This window comes from Siccibacter colletis (genome assembly GCF_025914095.1).
Classification (GTDB): Bacteria; Pseudomonadota; Gammaproteobacteria; order Enterobacterales; family Enterobacteriaceae; genus Siccibacter; species Siccibacter colletis.
The window spans coordinates 3,277,968-3,297,806 of sequence record NZ_CP074352.1; the positions used below are offsets into that span (position 1 = coordinate 3,277,968).

Below are 19,839 nucleotides of genomic sequence, written 5' to 3' on the forward strand. Positions count from 1 at the left end.
ATTCAGGCTCCCTCTGGAGCCTGAATCTGGTGCGCGCCAAAGATCGCCGTCAGGCCACTGCGCCGTTCAATACGCGTATCTATCGCCTGCTCCAGCACGCGTTCGCTGGCATAGAGCGACAGCTTACTGCGCGCTCGCGTGATGGCGGTATAGACCAGTTCGCGCGACACCACCGGGGTAAACTGCGTCGGCAGCACCAGCGCAGCATGATCAAACTCGGAGCCCTGCGACTTGTGCACCGTCATTACCCATGCCGTCTCGTGAGCCGGTAAACGCCCCGGCTGGACTGACTTAATTGTGCCATCAGGCATCGGGAACCAGACGCGCAGCCCCTGCCCTCGATCCAGCGCAATGCCGATATCGCCGTTGAACAACCCCAGCGCGCTGTCGTTACGCACAATCATCACCGGACGCCCTTCATACCAGCGGGAGAGCGGATCGGGACGAATATGCCTGCCGCGCGCCAGCACCTGCTCAATCTGCTCATTCAGCCCGGCCACGCCAAAGGGCCCTTCACGTAGCGCGCACAACACCTGAAAGCGGCTGAACGCCTCAAGTACCACCTCGGGTGCCGCTCGTGCTGTAACCGCCTGCAAAAATTCGCGATAACCCTGCGCCAGGGCATCCACCATCGCGACGCACTCTTCACGGGTGTGCAGCGACTGCAGCGCGATATCCGCAAACGGCTGCTGAAGTATGCTTTTGACCGCCGCCAGATCGCTACGGTTAACCGCGAAAGCCAGCTGACCGATGCCGGAATCGCTGCCGAAGCGATAACTTTTTTGCAGCAGGCAGAGCGCATCACGCAGCGGCGCTGCTCGCGCCTCATCACCGCACGGCAGCTCGCACCCGGTTAGCCGCTGCAGCTCCCCGGCGCGTGATGAGGTATAGCCGTAGCTGGCGAAGTGGCAGACATCGCCCAGCACCGCCCCCGCTTCGACCGAGGCCAGCTGATCGCGATCGCCTAAAAAGATCACTCGCGCCGCGGGCGGCAGCGCCTCGATCAGCCGCGCCATCATCGGCAGGTCGATCATCGAGGCTTCATCCACCACCAGCACGTCGAGATGCAACGGGTTATCGCGGTGATGCCGCATGCGCTGGCTCCTCGGCTGCGCGCCTAACAGACGATGCAGCGTGCGCGCCTCCGCCGGGAACAGCGCCTTTTGCGCATCGTTGATCGGGAGTTGGCGCAGCGCCTTGCCGAGCGACTCGGTCAGACGCGCCGCGGCTTTACCGGTGGGCGCTGCCAGCTGAATGCGCGGCGGTTTATCCTGCGCCATCTGCAGTAGTGCGGCCAGCAGCTTCGCCACGGTGGTGGTTTTACCGGTGCCCGGCCCGCCGGAGATCACCGAGATACGCCGCGTCAGCGCTACCGCTGCGGCAACTTTCTGCCAGTTAAGGGCTTCGTCACCGGGAAACAGCGCATTGAGCGTAGCCGCTATGCGTGCTTCGTCGTGCTCAATAACGCGGTTGCCGTCGCGGAAAAACGCGGCCACGCACTGCTCGTTGCGCCACATGCGGTTAAAGTAGAGACGATTATCGATAAGCTTGAGCGGCGCAGGCTCGTCGTCTTTGGCGACCGCAGGTGAGTGCTGCAGCACCGCGCGCCAGTCACCTTCCACGCCCGCCTCATCGAACAGCGCTTTCGCCAGGGTAGCATCACGCCAGGCAAAGCTGTCGTGCGGCGTCAGGGATGCCAGCGGCAGGCACACATGCCCCTCACCGGCGTCAAAACTCAGTTGCGCCGCAGCCAGCATCAGGGCGGGTTCGTCTTCGCCAGCAATCATCATGGCAAATTGCGCATCCAGCGGCCGCAGACATTTACGCTCCACGGCCTGGATCAGTAGCTCACGCATTTTCATTGCGTCTTCTCCCCGGCAGTTTCGCCGGCAAACAATTTATCCATTTTTTCAATCAATACCGCGTCCGGGCGCGTGGTGAAAATGCCCTGGCTGGCGCCATCGCCCTCAACGCCGCGTAAAAAGAGATAAATGACGCCGCCGAAGTGGCGATCGTAGTCATAGTCGGCCATACGATGGCGCAGATAACGATGCAGCGCCAGGGTATAGAGCTGATACTGGAGATCGTAGCGGTGCGACTGCATAGCACGCGCCATTGCCTCACGGGTATAGGCTTCTCCGCTGTCACCCAGCCAGTTGGATTTATAGTCCAGCAGGTAATAGCGCCCCTGCCAGCGGAACACCAGGTCGATAAAGCCCTTCAGCATACCGCGCACCTGACGGAAGTTTAGCGGTGGGCAATCCGCCGACAGCGGATCGTAGTGACGAATCAGGGCATCAAGCGCCTGAGGCTGTAGCGGGGCGTCAATCGGGATATAGAACTCCAGTTCCACCTGTTTCTCTTTTGCGCCCAGCTGCCGTAGCGATACGCCCGTTTCGTTGAGCGGCGCCTGCAGAATGGCCTCCAGCCAGTCGGTCAACACCGGTTGCCAGCTCTCATCAAACCCACCGAGCTGCAACTGCTCGGTTACCCACTGCGCCTCAACCGGCTGGGTAAAATCAAGGCTCTCAAACAGGCCGTGCAGAAAGGTACCTGGCGAAGCGCCGCGCGGAAAGTTGTGGGCCGAGGGGGCGGCAGGCTCTGCAGGATGCGCTTCTCCGGCGGCATCCAGGTCGAGTCTCGGCATCAGATCCTGCGCCACGCTGGCTCCGTGCTGCTGCAATCCTGAATAACTGGTGACCCGCCAGTCATCAACCACGCGCCTTGCCAGCGCTCGCGCGCCAAGCTCTGCGGTTTCGCGCACCGGCGGCAGCCAGGGGGAATCATCGTCCGCTTCCGGGCGCAGCAGTGCTACCGGACCGTGACAAAACGCCTCAAGACAGGCCACAAGCTGCGATGCTTCCAGCGCATCGCCTTTTTGGAGCAGGCGTCCGATAGCGCTCTGATGAAAATGGGTAGCGCCCTTCTTCGCCCCGCGCCCGCGGAACAGCGGCGCAATCCCCAGGCTGCAGTGCCAGATTGAACGAGTCAGCGCCACATAAAGCAGACGCAAATCTTCCGCCAGGCGCTCGGCTTCGGCAAGCTCCAGGCTCTGCGGGTCTTTGTCGAGGTCCAGCACCGCATCAAAGGTGGTACGGTCATGGTAGAAGGCCTGATCCTGCTCGCGGAAATTGGCGATAAACGGCAGCCAGACCAACGGATATTCCAGCCCCTTCGATTTATGAATAGTGACGATCTGCACCAGATGCCGGTCGCTCTCCAGCCGCAGCTGCTGACTTGATGCATTAGCATCTGGCTCGGCAATGTGCTGCGCCAGCCAGCGTACCAGCGCGTGTTCGCTGTCGGTCTGGGCAGAGGCCTCCTGCAGCAGCTCACTGAGGTGCAGAATATCGGTCAGGCGTCGCTCACCGCCCGGCGTAGCCAGCAAATTTTCCGCTACCTGACGCCGCGTCATCAGCGCCCGCAGCATGGGCATCACACCGCGCTTCAGCCACACCTGGCGATAGCCGTCAAACTCGTCCACCAGCGTATCCCAGGCCTGCTCGTCATTATTCAGCAGCTCAATGTCTACCGCTGTCAGCCCCAGCATGCTGGTCGCCATAGCGCTGCGCAGCGCATTTTCAACTTCCGGAGCCAGCACTGCCTGCAATAGCCAGAGCAGCTCCAGCGCTTCCGGCGTACTGAAAACGCTGTCGCGATTCGAAAGATAGACAGAAGGTATATTCAGCGCATATAGCGCATCGCGGATGAGCGCGGCCTCGTTACGGCTGCGCACCAGCACGGTAATATCGGAGGCCGCGACTGGCCGCGCGGTCTCGCCGCGCCATAGTAGCGCGTCACCGCGCAGGCCCGCAGCCAGCCAGTCGCGGATCTGCTGGGCGCAGACGCGTGCCATAAAATGTTGGTAATCACTTACTCCGACGCCATCGCCCTCCATCAGGCAGAGCGCCATCGCAGGCTGGGTTTCACCTTGCCAGGTAAAACGTAATCCGCTGTTGCGCGGCGCCGACTTTACCGCCTGAAACGGGATATCGCGGAACAGGAAAGGATTATCTACCTGTGAAAACAGACGGTTCACGCATTCAATCATCGCGGGCGATGAGCGCCAGTTAGTATCCAGAGTGTAGTGAGCACTAACTTCGTTGCGTGCCTTCATATAGGTGAAGATATCCGCGCCGCGAAAAGCGTAGATGGCCTGCTTTGGATCGCCAATCAGCAGCAGGGCGGTTCCTTCCTGTCCATGCCAGATGCGATGAAAGATACGGTACTGCTGTGGATCGGTATCCTGAAACTCATCGATCATCGCGGCGGGAAAACGGGTGCGGATAGCCAGCGCCAGCGCCTCCCCACCGGGCTGCTGCAGGGCGCTATCGAGGCGGCTGAGCATATCGTCAAAGCCCAGTTCGCCGCGGCGGCGTTTCTCTTTGGCAACCGTGGCGCGGATCTCAGCCATCGCCCGGGTGATAACCAGGTCGCGCAACGTCAGCGGCTGGGCCAGTAAAGCATCAATAGCGCTGAACAGCGGATGACGTGGCGGCTCTCCACCTTCTTTAGTGCGGCTATCAAGAAAACTCTGGGCAAATTTCCCCAGCGCCTCAGGCGGCGTATAGCTGACGGTGCTCTCCTGCGCCCAGGCATTCACCTTGTCCATATAGCCGGCCTGGTTTTTACGGTTGAAGCGCTGCCGGTTGATGCCGGAGTTTTCGATAATTGCGTCCAGCTCGGGCTGCGCCTCGCGCCACAATGCTTTTACTTCATCGATCAACGCGACCAGTCTTTCATGCCGGGCCTCAATGGTTTCATCATCCGCAGGGGGCGTTTTGATGCGCGGCGCTTCGCCGCTGAGGTAAAAGTTGATGTCCCGCAGCAGATCGTCCGGGCCACTCCAGGTCTCGCTGATCACCTGAGCCACTGATTTCGGCAGCGGGTAGCAGTGACGTCGCCAGAAATCGGCGCAGGCCTGATATCGCAGCAGCGACTCGTCTTCAATCAGCTTCAGCTCAAACGGCATGCCGGACTCAAAAGCATTCAGGCTAAGCATGCGCTGGCAAAAACCGTGGATGGTAAAAATAGCCGCCTCATCCATCTGCCGTTCGGCCAGCAGCAGCGTTTTTGCCGCATGAGGCTTGTCGTCAATTTCATCCAGCAGACTGCTGTAGAGCGGGTTATCACTCTGACCGCGCACGCAGGCGATACGCAATTCGTGAATATTGGCGCGAATACGTCCGCGGAGCTCCTCGGTGGCAGCCTCGGTGAAAGTCACCACCAGCAGCTCTTCGACCGAAAGCGGGCGTGGGAACGCATTCTCCTCACCCAGCCCCAACAGCAGGCGCAGATAGAGCGCTGCAATGGTGAAGGTTTTTCCCGTCCCCGCAGACGCTTCAATGAGCCGCTCACCGGTAAGCGGCAAACGTAACGGATTAAGCGGTTCTGCGGGGGAAATCATTCTTTCTCACTCACTAGCGGTAATGTTTTTTGCAGGTTGCTGACGTTATCCCACTCTTTCCAGCCTGTCGGCGCGGCATAGCCTGGCTTGCCAGCCTGCTGGCCGGAGATTTGCGACAGAATAGCCATGCCCTGGGGCGCCACCACCGCCTTGTGGAAGAAATCAGCAAGCTGATGCGGCGTCAGCGTATTAATGCTGGCTACAACCTTGTCGCGCGAATCGAAGCGCATATTACCACGATCGAAGTCTTTACTCAGTTTCGCTGCCTCTTCGCCAAGCGTCTGGGGAGACTGCAGCATCTGGCTGATAACCCCCTGTTTAATCTGATTAAACGTGGTTTCATCCATCCCGCGCAGCCGTTTCTCTACATCAGGGAAAAACGCCTGGTAGCGCTGCCAGAGATAAGCAGGCTGTTTATCACTGCTCTGTAGCAGGAAGCCCACTCCCCACTGACGGCCCACGCTCATCGGAAATGCAAACACGGCATACCCGAGTTGCTCCTCAGTGCGCAGCTGATTGTAAAACCACGGCTGCACGATTTGCCCCAGCATGGCGCTGTATGCTGCGCTGCTCGCTTCGCTATAGCCTTCTGGGACAAATACTGCAGCCAGTGCGGAGTCAGTGGTAATGCCAGGCTTGTTGAATAACGCCTGCGCCTTCTCTACCACAACATCACGGTTCCGACTCCATCCCGCCCCCTCTGTTCCCAGTGAGGTTTTCACCGTCCGGCCAAACTGTATCGCCTGCGCCGCACTCATGTTTCCTACCACCATACATTCAGGACTGGCGTTCGTTTTCAGCATTGACCGGTAGGCATATACCTCGTCCAGGGTAATCGAGGAGAGTAGCGCCCGACGATCCTCGCGCTGGAAATAAGGCACCTGAGATAACATCTGCACCGGCATGATGGCCTGATCGTAGGCTTTTCCTTTCTCGGCAGAATCCATCATGCGGGCATACCAAGATTTCGCCTGCGCCAGTTGTTCATTGGTTGCCGTATAACTGAAATAGCCCTCCAGCAGCGCCTGATAAAGATGCGGCAGACGCTGTGTGTAGCCATTGGCATTTACCATCAGCCCGTTGTTTGCATTGGTGGAAAAGCCAATCCCGCCGACTGCCGCCTGATTGCTTAGCTCATCCAGCGCCAGGCCAGCGAGGTAGTCGTTTAGCGCGAAAAGCACCTGATGCCGTGCGCTGTCCATTGCTTTCGGGTTGCGGAGCACTACGGACACATCTGCCCGGGGTTCGCTGGCGAAGTACTGGCTGGGCTGATAAATCACCCGCAGGCCCGGCTCATCCACCAACAGTTCAGGATGCTTATAAGCCTTGTCGGCTTTGATCAGCGTAAAATCATCCGGAATGTAGGGGTTGAGCGCCGGTAACGTCAATGCGATCTGCTGCGCTTGTTGCTGCCAGCCACGGAAGGTCGCTGCCGGGATTTTTTCAACCTGATAAGGCGCCTGGACAAAATAGGCCGTTTTATTATGCGGCTCATCCGGGCTGATGTACCAGATGCGGGCATTTTCAGGCGTCATCATGTCCAGGCGTGATTTAATTGCCTGCGGGTCATAGCGGTCAGCCAGGTTAACCACGTCTAAGGTATGTTCGACCGGAACCCTGATCATTGAGTCAGCCAGCCACTCTACATATCCCATATCGCGGGTAATCGAGGGATAGCGAAAATCGAGATCCAGTACCCGCGCCAGCTCGTCGAAATAGCGCTTATCAACGCCTTTCTCGCGCAGCAGGTTCAGATAGCTAAAGACGGCAGCCACCACCTTATCACGCTGTTCAAGTCCTTTATCGGTTAAGGCTATGGAGATGGCAAACACACCGCTGTTGCCGGTTACCACGGGATCTGAATCAGCGCGTACGCTTTCGGCTAAACCTTGCGACTGCAGCCAGTCGGAAAGCGTGCCCTGACTACGATTGCCGATCAGATATCCCACCAGCTCGTCGGTTTTGCTGCGAAACTGGTCGCTGTTGTTATCGATACGAAACTCAACGCGGACCATTTTTCTCGGCTGGGCAGGCACGTAGTGCAAAATAATGCCTTTCTGAGCGTCAGTAACCACCGGCACGCTAATTTCCGGCTTCGTTATCGATTTATTGGGGATGCGTCCCCATGTACTGGCCGCCAGCTGAGCCAGCTCGGGTAACGGCTTGTTGCTGTAAACCACGGCTTTCATGATGTTGGCAGAGTAGTATTTATCGTGAAACGCCCGTAGCGCCTCATGTACTGGGCTACCGGGCTTGTCGCTTAGCGTCTCAAGATTGCCTCCCGAAAAGCGAGCGCCTGGATGTGCCGGATTAAGCGTTTCGGCGCTGACCTGTGCCATGCGCATACCATCTCTTGCCCGAGCCAGCGTTAGCTCAGCGTTTACCGCGTTACGCTCACGCGCAGCATATTTTTTTGCCAGTAAAGGTTCAGCGATGGCATCAGCAAGACGATCTACCGCGCCTTCCAGCGCATCGTTTTCCACCTCAAGGTAGTAGGCAGTACGGTAGGGTGCAGTACTGGCGTTATGGCTACCGCCGTGCATCTTGAGATACTCAGAAAGCGCATCGGGCTGCGGATATTTTTTCGACCCCATCAGCGACATATGTTCCAGATAGTGCGCCAGACCGGCATGGCTGTCCGGGTCCTGAAGCGAGCCTACCGGTACGACCAGAGCCGACAGGGATTTCACCGCTTTCGCATCGGATACCAGCAGCACAACCATCCCATTATCGAGACGAATCGCCTGGTACTGGCGGTTATCCTTTTCGCTTTTCCTGATGGTTTCCTGTATGGGTTGCCAGGTTTGCGCGGCCTGACTTAAAGGTGCCCAGAGGGCAAAAGAGAACAGACATGCTTTAATCAAGGTGCGGTACACGGGCATTAACGAACCTCACAATCGCGTTACTTCGGCTAATCATCATTTATTGCTTGCCGCGGCCTGTATTCGGCAGCAGTCATTTTCCGGCCCGGGCATAATCTGGTTATGATGCCAGGCACCGGTCCGGTCGCTTCATAACTTATTCAGGCTGGTTAAACCGAAACAGCGGTAGCAGATAACGCTGCGCCTGTTCAATAATGGCGGCCTGGTACTCTGGCACCATACCGCGCCACAACCGCTGATACCAAATATCACTCCCTTCGCCTTCAACCATCTGATTTCCCTCAAAGGCCTGAAGAAGCTTGTTAAGCGCTTTTTGCTGGGTCTCTTCATCCCACAAAATAGCGTCCGTCGTTGCGTCATAACAGGCTTCAAGCCAGGCTCCACCGCTTTTTGGCAGCAGGATCAGCGGCGTAGTCAGCCCCTGCTGATAACCTTGAATCAGCGCTGTCAGATACGTTTTCGCCTGTTGCGCATCCATTGCCGGGAAGCGCCACTGGGTATCCTTGCGTCCATACAGCCGGCTTTCACCGCTATAACCTGAAGCAGAGTAGACAAGATGTTCGAGCCAGAGTTGCAATCCTTCACGCACGCCGGGTATCGACGGACGCCAGCGCAGCAGACCATCCGGCTGTACCTGCATTAACCAGCCGGTCAAACGTACGCCATCAAGTGTCAGATCGATTTCCAGACTCTCACTTTCAGCCCGCCCTGCCAGTACTTTGTCTGCCAGAGACTGCATCTCGGCCAGCTGCGATTCCCAGAATATTTCGCCAAAAGCACCGTAAGGCAGCTCGCCCGCGGCGCGGTAGCGGCGGAATAGCGGCTCCGGATCTCGCGACTCAACCAGGGCGTTCAGCAGCTGCTGATTAAGCTGATACCGGCTGAGCCCATCCAGGGTGAACGGCTCAGCGTCCGGCAGGCCTGGCTCTTCCAGGCGGAAATTGACCCCAAGACGCATCTGGAAAAATGCCCGTACCGGATGGCGCCAGAAACGCTGAAGCTGCTCAAAGCTGATTTCCTCTTCAATGCGCGCCGGTAAGGTTTTGATAAAAGCTTCATGAGGCACGCCCTCTTCCGATGCGGCGGGCAGCCACTCGCGTGCGTAGCTCTGGCGCTCATGACCCGGCAGAAAGTTTGCCGCGTCAAAGGGGGTACGGGTATGTACCTGTACCAGATGCGCTTTAACGCGCGACGCGCTTTCGTCGCAGTTGAGCGCCTCGTCCCCCGTCAGGTAATGGCTCTGGCCGATATAATCCAGCAGCTCCTGAACCAGCACAGAAGGGAAACGTTCGCTGTTGTCCTGAATATCGCGACCGATATAGCTGATATACAGTTTTTGTTGCGCTGAAATCAGCGCTTCGAGGAAAAGATAACGATCGTCATCCCGACGACTGCGATCGCCGCGCACCGGTTTCTGACTCATCAGATCGAAGCCGAGCGGCGCAAGGGTTCGCGGGTAAACACCATCATTCATGCCCAGCAGGCACACCACCTTAAATGGGATAGAGCGCATTGGCATTAACGTGCAGAAGTTAACCGGGCCGGCCAGGAAGCGCTGGCTGATACGCTCCTGATCGAGACGCTGCGCCAGCTCATCGCGTAGCAGCGTGAGCGGCACTTCGCGTTGATAACGGGATTCAACGCCCTGCTCAATCATGGCCTGCCACTGCTGCTCAATAAGCGCCAGTGCCGCTTCGGTTTCCGGATCCGCTGCAAAAAAACTCTCCAGCATATCGCGACAGACCGGTAGCCATTCAACCAGCGGCCGTGCCTGCGTTAACCCCCTGCGCCAGAGGTTCAGCTGCATCAGCAGATCGGCAAGATGCCCAACCAGCGCTGCAATCAGCCCGCTTGATTCGTCATAGGGCAGGACGTCGCGCCACTCCCCGACGCTGCTTTCCATCGCATAGCCGAGCAGCATACGGGTTAAGCCGAACTGCCAGGTGTGTTGTCCGGTGGCGGGGAGTGAAAAATCGCGGACGTTGTCATCATCCATTCCCCAGCGAACGCCTGATTGATGCACCCACAGGCGCAGATAGCGCAGCCCTTCTTCGTCAATGTTAAAGCGTGCGGCAAGCGATGGCACTTCCAGCAGCGCCAGCACGTCTTCCGACACAAAACGGCTATCTGGCAGCGAAAGCAGTGTTAAAAAGGCCTGAACTGCCGGGTGTGCTTCACGGGCGCGGCGGTCGGAAATAGCAAACGGTAGCCACCGATCGCTGCTGGCACTGCCAAATACGGCCTGGATATACGGGCTGTAGCTGTCGATATCGGCAACCATGACGATAATATCGCGCGGGGTCAGCTCGGGATCGTTTTCCAGCATAGCCAGCAGCTGATCGTGCAGGATCTCTACCTCACGCTGCGGGCTATGGCAGATATGGAAGGTGACGCTGCGATCGTCAGGCGAAAGCTGACGTTTTTGTACGCTAGTTTCATACGTTTCCAGCGTGCTGCCTTCAACCGCTGCGTTGTGCAGCTCCAGAAGATCGTGGTGAATATTGCGCAGTAACGTGCCGGGTTCGGTGTCAACGAAGACATCAAACTCTTCAAAACGCTCCAGCCCTGAAAGCAAAAAGGTATAGTCGCGCCCCAGCTTACCCCACGAAGCCAGAAGCGGATTGCCAACCTCCTGCTCGCCATCATCGTTAAACAACGAGGGCGCAGCATCGTTATCTTTAAACAACGCACGACTTTCGGCCTGAGCCGTACGCTGACGGCGTCGGCTCTGAAGCCGTGCAAGAAAAGTCGGATCCTTGATGTCGCCCCAGTAGTAACGACAGGGGTTGGTAAACAGCAGGTGGACATCAATATGTTTCCCTAACGCTTCCAGCGCCTGCAGGTAGACCGGTGGTAAAGCGGAAATTCCACAGATAAACACACGGGAAGGCAACCCTGGCGGGCAACTCTCGGCACGCTCAAGCGTAGTGATAAAACGCTGATACAGATTGGCACGATGCCATCCGGGTTGCCCCAGCGCTTCGGTATGCTCCACCAGCGCTTTCCAGAGCGGAGCCTGCCAGCGCTGAGCATCATCCAGGCCGTCGATAAGGTCTCCGGTTTCCCAACGACTTAACCACTCCGGACGGTAAACCAGATACTGATCGTAAAGATCGGCAATTCGCGATGCCAACTGGAAGAGCTTACGGTCATCGTCGTCCTCCTGCAGATAATGCCCCAGCATGGCAAATTCCGGGCGGGACAGCATCTCCGGCAAAATGCTCATCAATTTCCAGCTCATGCTCTGCTTGGTAAATGCGCTCTCTTTCGGGATCCCGTTGAGCACATTAATGAACATTTCCCAGATGAAACGTGCAGGGAGGGGAAAATCAATGTTTGCCGCCACACCAAAACGACGAGCAAGGGTCATCTGAAGCCATTGCGCCATACCGGTGCTTTGCACCAGTACCACTTCAGATTCAAAAGGATCGTCAAGCCGCTGGCGTTCAACAATGAACTCCATGATTTCTTCCAGAACATCCAGGCGGTTTGAGTGATAAACCCGTAACATGCTCGCTCCTGACAACCCTAACGCGAAATTTCATTTACCGGGCAGTGACGTCGCGTCAGTTGCCCTTCCCGGCCCGAAGGGCTGGTTACCGTAGCGGTGATGCTGACACATCCCGCCCCTGATGTCTGCATCCGGCTCACCTTCCAGCGCACTGGTAGCGTGGGCGGCAGAATATCGGCCTGCTCCTGCGCAATACGCCATAGCTGCCGATACTGCCACTGTGTATTGAACCCCTCTTTCACAACGCGGTGATAGCCCATCAGCGAAGTACTGACGAGGACCATCAGTACCATTGCCATCATTACTTCAATCAGGCTGAAACCTGCTTCGCAGGACGTCATGGAAGTTTGCATCGCAAGGCCTCTTTGAAAGGGCAAAAATCGGACCAGCGGTGAGGCAAGGGCACAATGTTGCCCTGCTCATAAGCAGCAGCCTGCCAGAGTATTATTGCCTTTTGCCCCTCGCCCCCTACCCCCGCGAGCATCACGCGATTTCTTGCCGTCATCAACACACACGCGTGGGAGAAAGCCTGGTCGGTGGCGCGGCACTGCCAGCTTACTGTTGGCTGCCACGGCTGATGGCTCCCCCATATCAGCGCGGCTTCAGCCAGTACGAAGGTTTTAATCGCCGCACTTTCGCTTACCGCGGCAGCGCGTTGCGGATTCAGTTGCAGCTGTAACCCGCCCAGCATCAGACCACCGCATAGCAACAGCAGCATGACCATGCCAATCGAAGAGAAACCATTCATCTTGTTCATGGCAGGTTATACCCGGTCACCTGATGGCTGACTCTGTAGGTTTGCTCACTATTTCGTGTTGCGACGGCATCAAGTGTGACAATCATGCGGGGAGGGTAGCCCTGCAGATTACGCGTAACGACCTGAAAATCGGTGATGCTAAACAGCGCTGGTTCGCTCATCTTCTCCCAGCCGCTATCTGTGCACGCTCTCGCACCGCGTAAGGTTTCCAGCGCATTTTCATGCAGCCGAAACCCGGTCAGCTCTGATTCGCCAGGAATGGGCTTTTCCCACACGCCATTATTATTCGCATCCCAGCGCACAATGATGCATCGCCCATTATTACTTACCGTCAGTCCTTCTCCGGAGCAGGTACCGGCGCAATACCCTGCACGTTGAAGATGCTTACCAATAACTCTGGCCATCATCCAGAGATCCTCCTGAATGATAATTTCCTGAGACTGACGCAACACCGCCATTTGCAGTGAGGGCAGCAGCTTCAGCGAACTGAGCATCAACGTGCTGCTGATTGCCATAGCAATCAGTATTTCCAGTAGTGAGAAGCCACGCGCTATTGACATACCGCCTCCCCTGGCGTGTCGACAATACGAATACGTCCCCACACCGACGAAACGACAAGTCGCTCCCCGGCGCGATTACAGATACGTATATGCCCAGGCCATGCTGAGTTACGTAAGCCATAAAACGCCAGCCCCTCAGTGAGCTCCGCCAGGCGAATATCGGGCCATTCAGACATAAACTGAAAAGTCTTCCCCTTCAGACAGGGTTCGCCAGTCGACCCGTTACTGACAAGGCACCACATTTCGCCGTTGCGCTGCAGCCGCACCTGGTGGTCATGGTTATGCCAGTTGGCATCGTTTCGTAATAGCGTAAGCCAGGTGCGGATTTGCCGGGCGGTTTGATCGAGTCTCTGCTGTGCCTGCCACTGCTGCCACGCTGAAACCCCACCGGCACTCAGAATGAGCACAACGATCATTGCTACCATCATTTCCACGAGGCTAAAGCCCTGTTGTTTTCTGTTCATGGCGGCAGTCTGGCAGAAAGGCGATGCAGTACCAGCGTCAGTTATTCAGTTCTGAAAGCGTCTCGAAAGAAATTTTAGCGGTTGCAGGAAGATGCAAAAAAAATGGAATTCGCGTCGTAAAGCTAAAAACAGGCGTAAAAAAACCGGCGCGAAAGCGGCGCCGGTTGTGTCAGGATAATTTCATCAAATAGCGACGGGGGCTTTAATCGCAGGATGCGGATCGTAGCCTTCGATTTCAAAATCGTCGAAGCGGTAATCAAACAGCGAAGCCGGCTTGCGTTTGATAATCAGCTTCGGCAACGGACGCGGTTCACGAGTCAACTGCAGACGGGTCTGGTCGAGGTGATTGCTGTACAGGTGAGTATCCCCACCGGTCCAGACAAAATCGCCCACTTCCAGGTCGCACTGTTGGGCCATCATATGCACCAGTAAGGCATAGCTGGCGATGTTAAACGGCAGGCCCAGGAACACGTCGCAGGAACGCTGATATAGCTGACAGGAAAGCTTGCCATCGGCAACATAGAACTGGAAAAACGCGTGGCACGGCGCCAGGGCCATCTTGTCCAGTTCACCCACGTTCCAGGCGGAGACAATAATACGACGTGAATCAGGGTCGTTTTTTAGTTGCTCCAGCACGGTGGAAAGCTGGTCAATATAACGGCCGTCTGGCGTAGCCCATGAGCGCCACTGTTTGCCATAGACCGGCCCGAGATCGCCGTTTTCATCTGCCCATTCGTCCCAGATGGTGACGTTATTTTCGTGCAGATAAGCGACGTTAGTATCGCCATTAAGGAACCACAGCAGTTCATGAATGATGGAGCGCAAATGGCAACGTTTCGTTGTTACCAGCGGGAACCCCTGCTGCAGGTTGAAGCGCATCTGATGGCCAAAAATAGACAGTGTGCCGGTGCCGGTACGATCGTTTTTTGGGGTGCCTTCATCAAGCACCTTCTGCATCAGGTCAAGATACTGTTTCATGGATCCTCACGAAATTTGTGGCTGCGGGCGACGACGATATGCCCATACCATCATGGCGATGCCTGCCAGAATCATCGGGATGGAGAGAATCTGCCCCATGCTGATGTACTGAACCCACGCGCCGGTAAACTGCGCATCGGGCTGGCGGAAGAATTCCACGATGATACGGAACGCGCCATAGCCAATCAGAAACAGACCGGAGACAGCGCCCATCGGACGAGGCTTACGAATGTACAGGTTGAGGATGATAAACAGCACGATCCCTTCAAGCACCATCTCGTACAGCTGAGAAGCATGACGCGGCAGTACACCGTATGTGTTGAACAGCGTTTGCCATTCCGGGTGAGTAGCCAGCAGAGCGGCATCTTCGCCACGCGAACCGGGGAACAGCATCGCCAGTGAGAAGTTCGGATCGACGCGGCCCCACAGTTCGCCGTTGATGAAGTTGCCCAGACGTCCGGCCCCCAGGCCAAACGGGATCAGCGGCGCGATAAAGTCGGCAACCTGGAAGAAGTGGCGTTTGGTACGTTTAGCAAATATCAGCATGACGACAATCACACCGATAAGCCCGCCGTGGAACGACATCCCACCGTCCCAGACGCGGAACAGATAGAGTGGGTTCTCAAGGAACAGCGGCAGGTTGTAGAAGAAGACATACCCGATGCGGCCGCCTAAAAATACGCCAAGGAAACCGGCATAAAGCAGATTTTCGACTTCGTTTTTGGTCCAGCCGCTGCCCGGGCGATTAGCGCGACGCACCGCAAGCCACAGAGCAAAGACGAAACCGACGAGGTACATCAGACCGTACCAATGAAGAGAGAGCGGACCGATTGAGAAAATTACCGGATCAAACTCTGGAAAACGCAGATAGCCACTATTCATCTGTCACCACGATTCGTTGTTATACCGCTGAAGTGGACAGCGGGTGATAAGCATGCCCGTCAGGCGGGCGCCATAAGGTGGCGAATCATAACATAAACGTAACCGGCTCGGGTGGCTGCAAGTTTTAAAAGATATGTAATACCGGGACCGGTGGAAAAGGCAGGTGAACGCAGACAAGTTCAGCGGAATGCGACGACAGCGCAGCGTAGCGGCAGAGAGTAAAGCGCAGGACTTAACGCCCGCCGCGAATGAGCCCGCCCATGCCACGGCGCTCCATAAACGCCGCCACCTGATGCCGGACTTCGGTGGCAAGCTGTGCCTCGAGACTCCGTCGGGCCAGGGTCTGCGCGTCTTCAAGATCGATATGGCGCAGTAAGTATTTTACGCGCGCGACCGAGCGGCCATTCATAGACAGATGACGGTAACCCATGCCCACCAGCAACGCGACGCACATTGGGTCACCCGCCATTTCGCCACACAGGCAAAGCTCGATTTCAGCGCGCTGTGCTTCCTGGGCGATATGCGCCAGCACGCGCAGCATGGCCGGATGCAACGTATCGTACAGGTTCGCGACCCGCGTGTTGTTGCGATCGACTGCCAGCAGGTACTGGGTCAGGTCATTGGTGCCAACCGAGATAAAATCTACGCGGCTGGCCAGGTTCGGCAGCATGAAGACCATTGAGGGAACTTCAATCATGACGCCAACGGGAGGCTTCGGAATGGCGTAACCCAGCATCTCTTCGACTTCGCGGCCGGCGCGGTCAATCAGGCGACGCGCTTCGTCAACTTCATCGATGCTGGAGATCATCGGCAGCAGGATGCTGAGGTTACCGGTCGCGGCATTGGCACGCAGCATCGCACGCACCTGGATCAAAAAGATCTCAGGCTGATCGAGGGTGATGCGGATCCCGCGCCAGCCGAGGCAGGGATTTTCCTCGCTAATCGGCATGTACGGCAGCTGCTTATCGGCACCAACGTCCAGGGTGCGTAGGGTGACCGGCTTATCGTTGAACATTTGCAGCATGCCCTGATACTGCGCAACCTGCTCCTCTTCAGAGGGGAAGCCGCTTTGCAGCATGAAGGGAATTTCGGTGCGGTACAGACCAATGCCGTCGATGCGGCTGCCAAGCTTCTGCTCATGTTCAGGGCTTAACCCGGCGTTAAGCATGACCTGAACGCGCTCACCGCTTTTGAGTTCTGCGGGCTGTTCGACATCATCTTCAGCCAGCCGGCTTAACTCATTCTCCTGGCTAATGAGACGCTGATATTCCTGTAACAGTAGCGGCTCAGGATCGACCAGCAGTTCGCCGCGGTAGCCGTCCACCACGAGGGTACGCTGATGGAGGACAGACGGCTGAATATCGGCGCCCATAACGGTGGGAATGCCCAGCGCACGCACCATGATGGCGGCATGAGAGTTAGCTGCGCCGTCACGAACCACGACCCCAACCAGACGATCCTGAGGCAGTTCAGCAAGCGTGGTGGCAGAAAGCTCATCTGCCACCAGCACAAAACGTTCCGGCCAGGTATTTGGCCCCTGAATAGTATCGTCGAGATGGAACAGCAGACGCTGCCCAAGCGTGCGCAGGTCGCCGGCACGCTCTTTGAGATAGCCATCGGTCAGCGCCGCAAACTGCTCGGCAAATTTTTCGACAACCTGCTTCACCGCCCACTCGGCAACCGAACCTTTATCCACCTCAGCAAACAGCTCGCGGCGCAGGCGCGCATCGGAAAGCAGATGCGAGTAGAGATCGAAAATCGCTGCCGTCTCTTTCTGCGCACCGGCAGCAAAACGCTTGCTGTAACGACGAAACTCCGCCGCGGCCTCTTCAAGCGCGGCAGTAAGTCTTTCGCGCTCAAGAGCGGTATCCAGCGTCGATGCGGCTGAAACCTGCTCCATCAATGGCAGAGTGGAATCCATCCAGCCCTGAGCTACCGCCACGCCAGAGGAGGCGGGCAGCGCACGAATACGCGTATGACGGTACTGGCCAAACAGCGCCGCCAGCTGGGATTGAGAGAGGATTGCCGCCATCTGGGTGGCGAGGGTGACCAGGAATGACTCTTCGCTTTCATCGTACTGGCGCAGCTCGCGTTGCTGCACGACCAGCACGCCAAGCAGCTGGCGACGCTGAATAATAGGTACGCCGAGGAAGGCGCGGAAGCGCTCCTCTTTTACCGCTGGAATGTATTTGAAACTGGGATGCTTTTGCGCATCTGCAAGGTTGATGGGTTCAGCAAGCCGGCCCACCAGACCGACAATACCTTCATCAAAGGCAAGAGTGACGGTGCGACCGCGCGGTTTTTTAAGACCGCGCGTCGCCATCAGGTAATAGCAACGTCTGTCATGATCCGCGAGATACACCGAGCAGACCTCGGTGTCCATTGCGAGGCAAATATCAGTCACCAGAATATTCAGCGCCTCGTTGAGGCGCGGGGCGCTGGCAACCTTTTCGACTATTTCTCGCAGGCGGGTGAGCATGATTACGTGGCTTAACCTCTTTTACGTCGATAAGCAGGCGGCGAATTCCGCTGCGGAGTTGTCTCCTGCAAAGCCATCACTACGCTGGCGAACTCTTTCATCACCCGGCGGTAAACATCGCGTTTAAACGAAACAACCTGGCGCACCGGATACCAGTAGCTTACCCAGCGCCAGCCATCGAATTCAGGCGTGCTGCTGGTTTGCATATTGATATCGGCATCGTTGCTCATTAACTGCAGAAGAAACCATTTTTGCTTTTGGCCGATACACACCGGCTTTGTATCCCAACGCACCAAACGTTTTGGTAACTTGTAACGTAACCAGTTGCGGGTGGAGGCCAGTATGCGGACATCTTTTCTCTGGAGACCTACTTCTTCGAAAAGCTCCCGATACATCGCCTGCTCTGCCGACTCGCCTGGATTGATCCCACCCTGCGGGAACTGCCAGGAGTGCTGACCAAAGCGCCTGGCCCACATCACCTGGCCCTGACGGTTACAGATTACGATACCAACATTCGGGCGGTAGCCATCATCGTCGATCACGGGACTACCTCAAATAAACCTGAATATTAACGATTGTTTCATACTCCTTTGTGACGGTAAACCACTCTCTTGCGGCCCCGTTACCCGGATAACATTTAAATAACTCACAAAAATGATGATAGTTATAAACAAGCGTGGTGCGTGTCACGTAGTTTTATTCACTTTTTCTGTGGATATCACTGTGTAGAAGTGAATGATTACCAGAGGACAAGTGAGAAAGTTCCTGGAGGACGCGCAAAGACGCTGTAATTTTTCTTGCTTAAATTCATCATGTTACTCGCACCATCCCGCGTTCCACGCCGCTTTGTGTGATGATCGTCACACCAACGATCCTGGTGATGATGAAAGATCGACCAGAGACGTATTTATCCACAGATAATGCCAGTTTCCTGGCCAGCTATTGGGTAAAATTTCGATTATCCGCATCCGTCAAGGCTGTGGATCGAACCAGTAGTGGCAAGTTTTCCCAGTTATCCCATTTTTCTGTGGATAACATGGTGTAAGATCCTGTTTATTGTCAGTGACCAGTTTTGGAAAACCCACAACCGCCAACGCGCAGCAAAAAATTTAACGAAAAAAAAGCATGTGAAATCATCATATTGCTTGTGTTCCGCAAGTTCGGTTTCAGGTTTTCCACACGGTGCAAAACTGCTGTTCATTTTTTCGCCACAGGTAAAAGTTGTTATGCATACCCTCGAACCATTAGCGCATCCCCCCGAAAACGAAGCGGAACTGCTGGCACAAGCGCAGCGGCTCGCGGGCCTGACGCTGGGCGAGCTCGCCCTGCGGGTGGGGCTGACGCCGCCGGCCGATCTGAAGCGCGATAAAGGCTGGATCGGGGTATTGCTGGAGCTGTGGCTCGGTGCCAGCGCAGGAAGTAAGCCCGAGCAGGACTTCGCGGCCATTGGCATTGAACTCAAAACCATTCCGATAGATAGCCTGGGACGCCCGCTGGAAACCACCTTTGTTTGCGTGGCACCGCTGACCGGCAACACCGGTGTTATCTGGGAAACCAGCCACGTGCGCCACAAACTTAAGCGCGTACTCTGGATCCCGGTAGAGGGCGAACGCGCCATTCCGGTGGCGGAACGCCGGGTCGGCAGCCCGTTGCTGTGGAGCCCGGACCGGGAAGAAGAAGAGCAGCTGCGCCGCGACTGGGAGGAGCTGATGGATCTGATTGTGCTGGGCCAGGTCGAACGAATCACTGCCCGCCACGGCGAAGTGCTGCAGCTGCGCCCTAAAGCCGCAAACAGTAAGGCTTTGACCGAGGCCTTCGGCGCGCATGGCGAACCCATCCTCACCCTACCGCGCGGCTTTTACCTTAAAAAGAACTTTACCGCTGCGTTACTGGCGCGCCATTTCATGATGTAAACCGCG

The 19,839-nt window shown here is 56.6% G+C and carries 13 protein-coding genes; 1 reads left to right on the forward strand and 12 read right to left on the reverse strand.

What is annotated here, in order from left to right:
• Positions 1-2 precede the first annotated feature (2 nt).
• From recD to rppH, 12 genes are all read right to left on the reverse strand, one after another.
• Complete coding sequence (gene recD / locus KFZ77_RS15780; RefSeq protein ID WP_264384737.1) at positions 3-1,862, reverse strand: exodeoxyribonuclease V subunit alpha; 1,860 nt, start codon at positions 1,860-1,862, stop codon at positions 3-5.
• Positions 1,859-5,407, reverse strand: a complete 3,549-nt coding sequence (gene recB / locus KFZ77_RS15785) for an exodeoxyribonuclease V subunit beta (protein WP_264384738.1) — start codon at positions 5,405-5,407, stop codon at positions 1,859-1,861. Before recB ends, recD begins: the two co-directional genes overlap by 4 nt.
• Positions 5,404-8,289 carry a pitrilysin gene (gene ptrA, locus KFZ77_RS15790; RefSeq protein WP_264384739.1) on the reverse strand — a complete coding sequence of 962 codons (2,886 nt, stop codon included), beginning with the start codon at positions 8,287-8,289 and terminating at the stop codon, positions 5,404-5,406. The genes recB and ptrA overlap by 4 nt, the downstream gene beginning before the upstream one ends.
• 136 nt (positions 8,290-8,425) lie before the next feature.
• Positions 8,426-11,800: an exodeoxyribonuclease V subunit gamma gene (gene recC, locus KFZ77_RS15795; protein WP_264384740.1), complete on the reverse strand. Its 3,375-nt coding sequence runs from the start codon at positions 11,798-11,800 to the stop codon at positions 8,426-8,428.
• Between the two features lie 17 nt (positions 11,801-11,817).
• Positions 11,818-12,153, reverse strand: a complete 336-nt coding sequence (locus KFZ77_RS15800) for a prepilin-type N-terminal cleavage/methylation domain-containing protein (protein WP_264384741.1) — start codon at positions 12,151-12,153, stop codon at positions 11,818-11,820.
• The gene (locus tag KFZ77_RS15805) at positions 12,138-12,557 is read right to left on the reverse strand and encodes a YgdB family protein (protein ID WP_264384742.1); all 420 of its coding nucleotides are present in this window, start codon (positions 12,555-12,557) and stop codon (positions 12,138-12,140) included. Before KFZ77_RS15805 ends, KFZ77_RS15800 begins: the two co-directional genes overlap by 16 nt.
• Entirely contained in the window at positions 12,554-13,117 is a 564-nt protein-coding gene (locus tag KFZ77_RS15810) for a prepilin peptidase-dependent protein (protein ID WP_264384743.1), read from the reverse strand. The genes KFZ77_RS15805 and KFZ77_RS15810 overlap by 4 nt, the downstream gene beginning before the upstream one ends.
• Entirely contained in the window at positions 13,108-13,581 is a 474-nt protein-coding gene (locus KFZ77_RS15815; RefSeq protein ID WP_264384744.1) for a prepilin peptidase-dependent protein, read from the reverse strand. The genes KFZ77_RS15810 and KFZ77_RS15815 overlap by 10 nt, the downstream gene beginning before the upstream one ends.
• 183 nt (positions 13,582-13,764) lie before the next feature.
• Positions 13,765-14,559 carry a thymidylate synthase gene (gene thyA, locus KFZ77_RS15820; RefSeq protein WP_031523975.1) on the reverse strand — a complete coding sequence of 265 codons (795 nt, stop codon included), beginning with the start codon at positions 14,557-14,559 and terminating at the stop codon, positions 13,765-13,767.
• A 6-nt stretch (positions 14,560-14,565) separates the two neighbouring features.
• Positions 14,566-15,441 carry a prolipoprotein diacylglyceryl transferase gene (lgt, locus tag KFZ77_RS15825; RefSeq protein ID WP_264384745.1) on the reverse strand — a complete coding sequence of 292 codons (876 nt, stop codon included), beginning with the start codon at positions 15,439-15,441 and terminating at the stop codon, positions 14,566-14,568.
• A gap of 232 nt (positions 15,442-15,673) precedes the next feature.
• Positions 15,674-17,920: a phosphoenolpyruvate--protein phosphotransferase gene (ptsP, locus tag KFZ77_RS15830; protein WP_031523979.1), complete on the reverse strand. Its 2,247-nt coding sequence runs from the start codon at positions 17,918-17,920 to the stop codon at positions 15,674-15,676.
• Between the two features lie 11 nt (positions 17,921-17,931).
• A complete protein-coding gene (gene rppH, locus KFZ77_RS15835; protein WP_031523981.1) occupies positions 17,932-18,462 on the reverse strand; it encodes an RNA pyrophosphohydrolase in 531 nt (176 codons plus the stop codon).
• Between the two features lie 684 nt (positions 18,463-19,146).
• Between rppH and mutH the strand changes: the two genes are divergently transcribed.
• Complete coding sequence (gene mutH, locus KFZ77_RS15840; protein WP_264384746.1) at positions 19,147-19,833, forward strand: DNA mismatch repair endonuclease MutH; 687 nt, start codon at positions 19,147-19,149, stop codon at positions 19,831-19,833.
• Positions 19,834-19,839: the final 6 nt, after the last annotated feature.

What these genes read in the sequence shown, in the direction of transcription:
- recD (WP_264384737.1), bottom strand. Translation starts at nt 1,862, where the DNA reads ATGAAAATGCGTGAGCTACTGATCCAGGCCGTGGAGCGTAAATGTCTG.
- recB (WP_264384738.1), bottom strand. Translation starts at nt 5,407, where the DNA reads ATGATTTCCCCCGCAGAACCGCTTAATCCGTTACGTTTGCCGCTTACC.
- ptrA (WP_264384739.1), bottom strand. Translation starts at nt 8,289, where the DNA reads ATGCCCGTGTACCGCACCTTGATTAAAGCATGTCTGTTCTCTTTTGCC.
- recC (WP_264384740.1), bottom strand. Translation starts at nt 11,800, where the DNA reads ATGTTACGGGTTTATCACTCAAACCGCCTGGATGTTCTGGAAGAAATC.
- KFZ77_RS15800 (WP_264384741.1), bottom strand. Translation starts at nt 12,153, where the DNA reads ATGCAAACTTCCATGACGTCCTGCGAAGCAGGTTTCAGCCTGATTGAA.
- KFZ77_RS15805 (WP_264384742.1), bottom strand. Translation starts at nt 12,557, where the DNA reads ATGAACAAGATGAATGGTTTCTCTTCGATTGGCATGGTCATGCTGCTG.
- KFZ77_RS15810 (WP_264384743.1), bottom strand. Translation starts at nt 13,117, where the DNA reads ATGTCAATAGCGCGTGGCTTCTCACTACTGGAAATACTGATTGCTATG.
- KFZ77_RS15815 (WP_264384744.1), bottom strand. Translation starts at nt 13,581, where the DNA reads ATGAACAGAAAACAACAGGGCTTTAGCCTCGTGGAAATGATGGTAGCA.
- thyA (WP_031523975.1), bottom strand. Translation starts at nt 14,559, where the DNA reads ATGAAACAGTATCTTGACCTGATGCAGAAGGTGCTTGATGAAGGCACC.
- lgt (WP_264384745.1), bottom strand. Translation starts at nt 15,441, where the DNA reads ATGAATAGTGGCTATCTGCGTTTTCCAGAGTTTGATCCGGTAATTTTC.
- ptsP (WP_031523979.1), bottom strand. Translation starts at nt 17,920, where the DNA reads ATGCTCACCCGCCTGCGAGAAATAGTCGAAAAGGTTGCCAGCGCCCCG.
- mutH (WP_264384746.1), top strand. Translation starts at nt 19,147, where the DNA reads ATGCATACCCTCGAACCATTAGCGCATCCCCCCGAAAACGAAGCGGAA.